This is a genomic window from Poseidonibacter ostreae, from assembly GCF_009208075.1.
Taxonomy (GTDB): Bacteria; Campylobacterota; Campylobacteria; order Campylobacterales; family Arcobacteraceae; genus Poseidonibacter; species Poseidonibacter ostreae.
The window spans coordinates 1-10,032 of record NZ_WFKJ01000065.1 but is presented as its reverse complement, the minus strand read 5'-3'; the positions used below and the strand labels follow the sequence as shown (position 1 = coordinate 10,032).

Here is a 10,032-nt window from a genome sequence, read left to right as displayed (position 1 = left end):
GAATCTTACTATTTAGGTACAAAATATATTATTCTTGAAATTCCTGATGATAATGTATGGTTTAGAAGTGTTAAGGGTGAAATTATTACGTACTCTTTTATAGCTTTTATTTTCATGCTAATACTTGGATATTTTATATCAAAACTATTTTTAAAACCAATGAGAGATGCTTTACATTTATTAGATAGATTTATTAAAGATACCACTCATGAATTAAATACTCCTATTTCTGCAATTATTACTAATATTGAAATGATTGATAAAGATATATTAGATGCAAAATTAGCAAAAAAAATAAACCGTATTGATATTGGGGCTAAAACAATTTCAAATATTTATGAAGATTTAACTTTTTTAACATTAAATAATAAAATCATATCTCAAAATGAAAATTTAAATTTATCAAATGTTTTAGAACAAAGAGTTGAATACTTTAAAAGTTTAGCAACTATTAAAAAAATAAATTTTGTACTTAATATAGAAAAAGATATTTATTTAAATAGTGATTTAAAAAAGATTTCTAAACTAATAGATAATTTAATTTCTAATGCGATTAAATATAATAAAATTGCAGGAACAATCAAAGTTACATTAAAAGAGAATTTTTTGAGTATAGAAGATACAGGAAAAGGTATGAGCAAGGAGAATTTATCAAATCTTTTTGAAAGATATTCAAGATTTGATAAAAGTGTGGGAGGCTTTGGAATAGGTCTTAATATTGTCTCATTAATAGCAAAAGAGTATAACTTAGATATAAAAGTAGAATCCGAACTTAATAAGGGTACAAAAATAGAGGTAATATGGCAAAATTAATAATAAGCATCTTTCTTTTATTTTCTTTTTTAGATGCTGCTAAAACAAAAAGTGTATATGATAAAAATTGTATAAAATGTCATAGAAAACTTCCTGTTTCTATTGATAAATATTTTTATAGATATTTATTAAAATATAGTAGTGAATCAAAGGTCAAAGAATCAATGTTTGCTTATTTAAAAAAACCAAATAAAGATATGACGATTATGCCAGAAGCTTTTATTAAAAGATTTGGTATAAAGAAAAAGAGTAAATTAAGTGATAAAAAACTAAATGAAGCTTTAGATATTTACTGGGAAAAATATAAAGTTTTTGGTAAATTAAAGTAATAAATCTTCACAATAAGTACACTATTTAAAAATATACTTCTTTAAGTTTAATTACTAAAGGAGTCAAAGATGAATAAAGTTTTATTATCAGTTTTAATATGTAGTACTTTTGCTTTTGCAAAACAACACACAACAACTTTTCATGCTTATGTAACGCATAGTGAACCTGTATATGAATATAGATATAATCAACATGATAACTATTATGATGAACCTAGACACTATAAAAGCAGTTATTCCAATAACAACAACATTGGTCTTGATACAATTGTAGGTGGAACAATAGGTGTTATTATTGGAAACCAAATTGGTAAAGGAAATGGCCGTACAGCTGCAAAAATTGTAGGTGGTTTATTAGGTGCTTCAATTGCTAATAATACAAGATATGAAAGCAATAATTATGTACAAAATACTGGATATAGAGATTATGATGATAATCGTAATAGATATAAAAAGCATAAAAAAAGAAGAGAACAAAAAGTTCTAGTAGGTTATAAAAATTATTTTGTTTATAAAAATAAAGAGTTTTATAAATTTTCTAATCATAGAAAAAATAGAATTAGAGTAAGTGAAACAATCAACTTTTAACTCAAGTTTTAACTTGAGTTAAAAAATATCACTTAAACTATTTTAGCTTAATAATCTTCCAACCGTTTGTTGGTTTATATTATTAGCTTGTGCTAAAGAAAAAGCTCCAATTTGTGCTAAAACATTTTGTTTAGAAAAGTTAGCAGACTCTTTTGCATAATCTGTATCAAATACAGAATTTGCTTCAAGGGTTTGGTTTTGCTGAGTTATTAAGTTTCTAGTAGAACTTTCTAATTGATTAGAAACTGAACCAAACTCACTTCTAATATCACTTAATCCACTAATAGCACCATCTACATCTTCTAAGAATGCTCTAGCATCACTTGAACTAAAACTACTTGCATCTTGATTTAAAAGTGCAGATAGGCCTAATCCTTCCGTATTTGATTGAATACCTGCTGACTCAATTATATCAGCATTTTCATTTCCTGCTTGAAATTGTAAATCATTACTTGCACTATTATCTGTTTGGCTATTTTGTAACAATGTATTACCATTATAATTTGTACTACTAGCAATATTATCAAACTGTTCTAATAAGCTTTTAACATCTTTTAAAATAGCATCACGACCTTCTTGGCTTGTTGTATCTGTTGAGGCTTGTAAAAGTTTTTCTTTTACACTATCTAAGATATTTGATTGTTCTTTTGTTGCACCATCTGCTATTTGATTTAAGGCTATTGCTGAATTAGTATTTTCAATTGCTTGTGTATAACCATTAGCTTCAACTTTTAGATTATTTGATATTGCTAAACTTGAAGCGTCATTACTTGCTTGATTTAAAGTAACGCCTGTTGCAATTTTATTTAAAGATTGATTTGCATTTAAATATACATCTGTATTAATTTGAGAGTTATTTCCTACTTGCATAGTGACTCCTTTTGTACCTTTACATATTGTATAACTAGTAATATTAAAATATTATTAACTATTGAAATTAGTTTAAAACTACTTTGATATAATGTTTAAACTAGATAACATAGGCAATAAATGAAGATAATAGATGAACTAAGTGAAATTATACTTTTGATTGATAAAAATTATTTTTTAAATGCACATAATAAAACTGAAGATTTATGGCGAAAATATAAAAATGATAAAGAGACTAGAGATGAGTCTTTTATATTAAAAGCCTTTGTAAATGCTTTCGCTTTCTTTGAGTTATATAAAATGCAAAGATATGAACATGCAAATACAATTTGGAAGCTTTTTAAAAAGTATGAGTATTTAATTGATGATTTAGACTCTATAAATAAAATAGAATATAAGAAAATACAAGAATTAATTTATAAAAAAAGAGATGAAATATAGAAATGATAATATTAGATTTTGAAACAAACTCACAAAACATCGGAGATGTAATAGAAGTAGCAGCTGTAAAGCTTAAAAAGATTGATGGAGTATATAAAATAATAGATAAGTTTCATAGATATTATTTATCAAGATATAGTGTAAATCCTTACTCTTATGAAGTTCATAAACTTACACCTGAGCTTATCTTAGAGCATAGAAAAGATAAAGAGTATGCTTCATATTTTACTGAAGATTTAGATTTTGTAGATTTTTGTGATGATTGTGAAACTTTGGTTGCTCATAATATCTCTTTTGAGTTAAGACATCTTGATAGAATGGTTAAGTTTGAAAATCATTTTTGTACTATGAAAGAGAATAAAAAAATAGTAAAAGCAGTAAATAAAAATGGAAATATTAAAAATCCTAAATTAGATGAGACATGTGTTTTTTATAAGATTGATTTTGACACTGTAAAATATCATAGCGCAACATATGATGTATCTAAAACTTATGAAATACTAAAAAGAATGCAAGTTATTTAATCTTCTTAATATCACTTATAAAATATCAACAATATTTTTCTATTAAATAAGCTTTAATTAAAGTTTATTTGATTAAGATTCTAATCTTTGCAACTTAGTTGCATAAAAATATAAGGTATAAAATATGAATAGTGAAACAATAATTCAATCAAAAATAGCAAATCTACCAAGTAAATATGGAAAATTTAAAGTAAAAGCTTATAAAGATGGATGTCAAGAACATCTTGCAATTATGAGTTGTGATTTATTTTCTTTAGAACAACCACTTGTACGAATACATTCTGAGTGTTTAACAGGAGATTCAATAGGAAGTTTAAAATGTGATTGTAGTAATCAGCTTGATTTAGCCCTTGAACTTATTTCTAAAGAGGGTGGACTTGTAATTTATCATAGGCAAGAAGGAAGAAATATAGGTCTTGTTAATAAAATAAATGCATATAATCTTCAAGATAATGGATATAACACAATAGAAGCAAATTTAAAACTTGGATTTAAAGAAGATGAAAGAGATTACTCTATTATTGAATTTATTCTAAAAGATTTAAATCTTAATGAAATAAAATTAATTACAAATAATCCGAAAAAAATTGATTTTGTTAGAAGTACTGGTGTAAAAATAGCTAGTATTGTTCCCTCAATTACAAAAATAAATAAATATAATAAAGATTATTTACAGACAAAAAAAGAATATATGGGACATATTCTATAATAAAAATAAAATATCTTTACGATATTTTATTTTCTAAAACTTCTATTTTCATCTCTTTTAGTAGTTTTCTTTGATGCTTTTTGCTTAGCTTTTTGTGTAGTCTTCTTAGTAGTTTTTGGTTTACCATATTTATCTTTTAAGCCTTTTTTCTGACTTAAAGGTCTTCTTTTATGTACAAAGATTCTAGGTTTTTTTTCATTTGGTTCAAAATCATCAACAATTTCTCTTCCTAAATCAAGAATAAGCTCTTTTTCAATCTCTTTCATCATCTTATAGTCTTTTACACTTAATAGTGTAATTGCAAAACCTGATTGACCAGCACGACCTGTTCTTCCAATTCTATGAGTATAATCACTTACAGTTTCTGGTAACTCAAAGTTTACTACAAGTGGAAGCATTTGAATATCAATACCACGTGCTGCTATATCAGTTGCAACTAAAACTCTATTATCACCTGATCTAAACTTTCTTAAAGCTTTAGCACGTGCAGTTTGTCTAATATCTCCATGGATACATGAAGCTGGTAATCCATCAAGATTTAAGTGCTCAACTAATCCATCTGCTTCTTTTTTTGTATTTACAAAAACTAAAACTTGCGAATAGTTTTCAGAACCAATAATATAAGATAGTAGCTCAGCTTTTTTATCTGGATCTACTTCAATAACTCTTTGAACAATTTTTTTAACGCTTGATCTTTGAGGAGAGACTTCTATAACAACTGGATCTTTTAAAAACTCTTTTGCAAGTTTTTTTACATTTTGATTCATTGTTGCTGAGTACATTAAAATTTGTCTAGTTTGATTAGCTTCTTGAAAAATTACTTCAATATCTTCTAAAAATCCCATTGCAAGCATAGTATCAACTTCATCAACAACAAGTGTTGTAACAGAGCTTAAATCAACAGTTTTATTTCTAATATGCTCTTGTAGTCTTCCTGGTGTTGCTACTAAAATATCTAAACCACGCTCAATTTTTTTAGCTTGAGTTGTTGAAGAAACACCACCATATACAACTGTTTTTTCAATTCTAATATATTTTGAAAAATCTTCAATAACTTTTGATATTTGATTTGCTAGTTCTCTTGTTGGAACTATGATTAATGCTCTTAAAGTCTTTTCTTTAAAGCCTTGCTCATTTTCATGTATTTCATTTAAAATAGGTAATAAAAATGCTGCTGTTTTTCCAGTACCACTTTGAGCAGCTGCTAGAATATCTTTTTTCTTTAGTGCTATTGGTATAGTCTTTTGTTGTATTTCCGTTGCTTTTTCAAACTCTAAATCTTTTAACGCATCGATTAATAGAGGATTTAAGTTCATAGAAGTAAATGTTTTGATAACAATTCCTTTGTTTTATATATTTTGCGATTATATCTAAATTTTTAAGTTTTTGAGCAAAAAGGGATTTACTAATAAGTTTTTAATGATTTTCTTTAATAAAGTTTAAATTATATTAAGCTATAAATATAGTATATATATCTATATTTTAATACATTATTTTACTACTAGAAGGCTTTTAATGTTAAGAAATTTTTTCTATTTTTTACTTTTTATTTCTTTAGCATATTTACTTTTCATAAATGAAGATGCCAAAATTATAATAACTGGAATTGCTATATTTTTAATTGGAATGATATTTATGGAAGATGGTTTTAAACTATTTAGTGGAGGGCTTCTTGAAAAAATATTAGCAAAAGCTACTAATAATACTCCCAAAGCTATTTTCACAGGTTTTTTATCAACATCAGTAGTTCAAAGTTCTTCTTTGATTTCTGTAATTGTAATATCTTTTTTAAGTGCAGGTCTTATTTCTTTAAGTGGAGCAATAGGTGTAGTTTTTGGTTCAAATATTGGAACTACAACAACTGCATGGATTGTTTCTAGCTTTGGAGTTAAGATAAATATTGCAGTTTATGCATTTCCTATGATTATTTTTGGAGTAATTCTTCGTTTTTCAAAGAATAAAGCTTATACAGGTTTAGGAAATGTTTTATTAGGTTTAGGCTTTGTTTTCTTAGGAATAAGTTATATGAAAGATGGCTTTGAAACTTTAAAAGCAGGACTTGACTTATCACAATTTGCAATGCAAGGATATTTGGGAGTTTTTGTTTATGTTGGAATTGGAGCACTTGCTACAATTATAATTCAATCAAGTAGTGCAACAATGGCACTAATTATCACAGCATTAGTTACAAATCAAATTTTATATATTAATGCTTTAGAGTTATCAATTGGTGCAAATATAGGTACAACAGTCACAGCTGTAATGGCTGCAATTTCTTCTAATTCAAATGGAAAAAGATTAGCAATTGCACATTTGATTTTTAATATAGTTACAGGAATTATTGCAATACTTTTCCTCTATCAATTAGCAGATTTAGTAACATTAATAGCAGCAAAAATTGGAATATCAGAAGATAATTATGCAATGAAATTAGCACTATTTCATACAATATTTAATATTTTAGGTGTATTAGTTGTTTCTCCTTTTACTAATAAATTAGAGAAGTTTTTAAAAACACTTTTTAAAGATGAGAAAACTTCTATTTTAAAAGCAAAATATCTTGATGATGTTGTAATTGCCGTGCCAGATGCTGCTATTAAAGCTATAAAAGATGAAACTATACATTTATATGAAAACTCTATAGAAGTGATATCTCATGCTTTATATTTACATAGACATAAGTATTTAGGAAGTAATGATATATCTTTAGTTGTTAAAAACTCTAATGCAAAAATAAATGTTGATATAAATGAGTTTTATTCACAAAAAATCAAATCTTTATATGGCGAAATTATTCATTTTTCTGTTTTAGCACAAGAGAATATGGATGAAGATTTTAAGAATAAAATATATAATTATAAGCTAGCATCTAGAGATATTGTAGAGGCTATTAAGTATATTACACAGTTACATAAAAACTTATCTTTTTACTTAAAATCAGATAATCCATATATAAAAGAAGAGTATAATAATCTTAGAATAAATATTGCAAAAACAATAAATATAATAAATGATTTAAGAAATAATCAAAACGATATTACAGTTTTATCTACTTTAAATCTATTAAAAGAAGATATTTTAAGAGAAGATGATTTACGAAATAGTGATATTGATACTTTAATTAGAGATAATAATATTACAAGTAAAATGGCAACTTCCTTAATAAATGATTTAACCTATACACACAACATATCAAAAAAACTAATTGAAGTTGCTACAATATTATGGATTGAAGATAAGAAAAATGAAGAAATAGAGGATGATTTATAAAAAAATTACCTATAAATGATGTCTTAGCTGAAATAAAAGATGTATTAAATAAAAACAGAAGATTAATATTACAAGCTCCTGCAGGAGCTGGGAAAAGTACTCTTGTACCAATCTCTTTACTTAATGAAGCCTGGCTTGAAGATAAAATTATAATTATGCTAGAACCTAGAAGAATGGCTGCACGAACTCTTGCTTCTCAAATGTCAAAACTGCTAAAAGAAGAAGTAGGGCAAAGTGTTGGTTATCAAGTTAAAATGGAAAGTTGTTTTTCTAAAAAAACAAAGATTTTAGTTGTAACTGAGGGTATATTAGTACGAAAAATACAAAATGACCAAGCTTTAGAAGATGTAGCTTTGATTATTTTTGATGAATTTCATGAAAGAAGTATTTATAGTGATTTATCATTGGCTTTATCTTTACAGTTGCAAGAAATACTAAGAGATGATTTGAAAATTATGCTTATGTCAGCAACACTAAATTCAAAGGAATTATCTGTATTATTAGATAATGCACCTGTAATTACAAGTAAAGGTAAAATGTTTGATGTTGAGAATATATATTTAGAAGCAAATATAAAGCATCCTGATATTAATAGTTTAAATACAATTGTTTTGAATACGATTTTAAAAGCTATAAAAGAAGATGAGGGAGATATTCTTGTTTTTCTAGCTGGGGTTAAAGAGATAAAAGAGCTTGAAGAAAAACTAAAGCTTGAAAAAATTGATATCTTTCCTTTATACTCAAATCTTTCCAAAGAAAAACAAGATAAAGCAATATATAGCAAAAATAATAGAAAAGTAATTCTTTCTACAAATATAGCACAAACATCTCTTACAATTGAGGGTATAAAAATAGTAATTGATAGTGGGATGGAAAAACAAATAAGGTTTAATCCATCAAATGATATGAATCATTTAGAATATTGTTTTATATCAAATGATTCTGCTATTCAAAGAGCAGGGAGAGCGGGAAGATTAAGTAGTGGGAAATGCTATAGGTTGTGGCATAAAAATAGAATACTCGAAGAATCAAGTAAACCTGAAATATTAAGAGCAGACTTATCAAGTTTACTTTTAGATTTATCTTTTTTTGGAGTTAAAAAGATACAAGAGCTTAATTTTTTAGATATTCCATCTTCTGATATTATAAAAGCATCTTCTAAACTATTGCAAAATATTGATATGTTAGATTCTAAAGCTAATATTTCAAGATTTGGAGAAGAAGCAAGCTCTTTAGGTGTTCATCCAAGATTTGCAAATATGATATTAAAAGCAAATGACTTAGGTTTTGCTTATGATGCATGTTTATTAGCTTCTTTATTAATTGAAAAAGATATATTTTCAAAACAATCTTTTTCTTGTGATATTTATGAAAGGTATATAGTTTTAAAAGAAAAAGATTTTTTTACTCAAGATTTAAATACATATACAGCAAAGCAAGTTTTAAAGCAAGCAATGTATTTTTATAAAAAGTTAAAGAGTTTAAAAACTATTAAAGAAGAGAAAAAGTCCTTAACAAAGTCTATGTTAGGTATTTTACTTCTTTTCGCATATCCAAATAGATTAGCAAAAATAAGAGTAAAAGATGAAAATAAATATAAATTAAGTAATGCCAAAGGTGCTATTATAAATGCCAAAGATTCACTTTTTAATAGTGAATATTTAGTAGTTCCTAATATAAATGCTAAAGAAAAAGATTCTATAATTCATTTAGCTTCAAGTATTAATCTTGAAGATATAAAGAAATATTTTTCTTCATATCTTTATGAAAAAGATGTGATTTCTTATAAAAAAAATTTAAATAAATTAGATATAAGAACAAGTACTTATTTTCTAGAACTTGAAGTTTCATCAAAAGTAAATACAAATATTTCAAAAGATAAGTATCCTAAACTATTTATTGATTTAATAAGAAAAGAGGGTTTAGATTTATTAACTTGGAGTAAAAAAGCAAAAGATTTAATACAAAGAGTAAACTTTATTAATGAAAATAAAAATGAGTTTGATCTAGATATAAATTTACCTCACTTAGATAATAAAAGTATTTTAGAAAATATAGAAGAGTTTTTAGAACCTTACTTACAAAATGTTAAAACAATAAAACAATTAGAAGCTATTGATACTTTTTCTATGCTACAAGGTTTAATTGCTTGGGATAGTATGCAAAGCCTAGATATTCTAGCTCCTTTTAGTATAAAAGTTCCTAGTGGCTCAAATATAAAAATAGATTATTCAAATACTAAAACGCCAATTTTAGCAGTTAAAATACAAGAAATATTTGGAATGAAAAGTACCCCAAAAATTTTAAATAATCAACTTTCACTACAAGTACATCTTTTAACACCAGCTTTAAGACCAATACAAATTACATATGACTTAGAAAGTTTTTGGGAAAATTCTTATATAGAAGTTGCAAAAGAGTTAAGAGGAAAGTATAAAAAACATTATTGGCCTAAGAATCCATTAGAAGCAATAGCAACACGAAAAAC

General features: G+C 25.6%; 10 protein-coding genes. 8 read left to right on the top strand and 2 right to left on the bottom strand.

Annotation, left to right across the window (positions count from 1 at the left end):
* From GBG18_RS14135 to GBG18_RS14125, 3 genes are all read left to right on the top strand, one after another.
* On the top strand, positions 1-813 hold an 813-nt coding region (locus GBG18_RS14135), incomplete at its 5' end, for a sensor histidine kinase (RefSeq protein WP_152192107.1).
* Entirely contained in the window at positions 801-1,142 is a 342-nt protein-coding gene (locus GBG18_RS14130) for a hypothetical protein (RefSeq protein WP_152192106.1), read from the top strand. The genes GBG18_RS14135 and GBG18_RS14130, both read left to right, overlap by 13 nt.
* Before the next feature lie 69 nt (positions 1,143-1,211).
* Positions 1,212-1,730, top strand: a complete 519-nt coding sequence (locus tag GBG18_RS14125) for a glycine zipper 2TM domain-containing protein (RefSeq protein WP_152192104.1) — start codon at positions 1,212-1,214, stop codon at positions 1,728-1,730.
* A gap of 42 nt (positions 1,731-1,772) precedes the next feature.
* Here the strand turns inward: GBG18_RS14125 and GBG18_RS14120 are convergent, their stop codons facing one another.
* Entirely contained in the window at positions 1,773-2,600 is an 828-nt protein-coding gene (locus GBG18_RS14120; RefSeq protein WP_152192102.1) for a flagellin N-terminal helical domain-containing protein, read from the bottom strand.
* 120 nt (positions 2,601-2,720) lie between these two features.
* Between GBG18_RS14120 and GBG18_RS14115 the strand changes: the two genes are divergently transcribed.
* From GBG18_RS14115 to ribA, 3 genes are all read left to right on the top strand, one after another.
* A complete protein-coding gene (locus GBG18_RS14115) occupies positions 2,721-3,041 on the top strand; it encodes a DUF309 domain-containing protein (protein WP_152192100.1) in 321 nt (106 codons plus the stop codon).
* Positions 3,042-3,043: 2 nt separating this feature from the next.
* On the top strand, positions 3,044-3,565 hold the full coding sequence (locus tag GBG18_RS14110; protein ID WP_152192098.1) for a 3'-5' exonuclease: 522 nt from the start codon (positions 3,044-3,046) through the stop codon (positions 3,563-3,565).
* Between the two features lie 124 nt (positions 3,566-3,689).
* Positions 3,690-4,274 (top strand): GTP cyclohydrolase II, encoded by a 585-nt coding sequence (gene ribA, locus GBG18_RS14105; protein ID WP_152192097.1) that lies wholly within the window; start codon positions 3,690-3,692, stop codon positions 4,272-4,274.
* A 26-nt stretch (positions 4,275-4,300) separates the two neighbouring features.
* On the opposite strand, the gene GBG18_RS14100 is transcribed toward ribA, so the two are convergent.
* Complete coding sequence (locus GBG18_RS14100; protein WP_152192095.1) at positions 4,301-5,590, bottom strand: DEAD/DEAH box helicase; 1,290 nt, start codon at positions 5,588-5,590, stop codon at positions 4,301-4,303.
* Positions 5,591-5,789: 199 nt separating this feature from the next.
* Here GBG18_RS14100 and GBG18_RS14095 point away from each other — a divergent pair, with 199 nt between their 5' ends.
* Both GBG18_RS14095 and hrpB read left to right on the top strand, forming a co-directional pair.
* On the top strand, positions 5,790-7,544 hold the full coding sequence (locus tag GBG18_RS14095) for a Na/Pi cotransporter family protein (protein WP_152192093.1): 1,755 nt from the start codon (positions 5,790-5,792) through the stop codon (positions 7,542-7,544).
* On the top strand, positions 7,541-10,032 hold a 2,492-nt coding region (gene hrpB, locus GBG18_RS14090; protein WP_193311166.1), incomplete at its 3' end, for an ATP-dependent helicase HrpB. The genes GBG18_RS14095 and hrpB, both read left to right, overlap by 4 nt.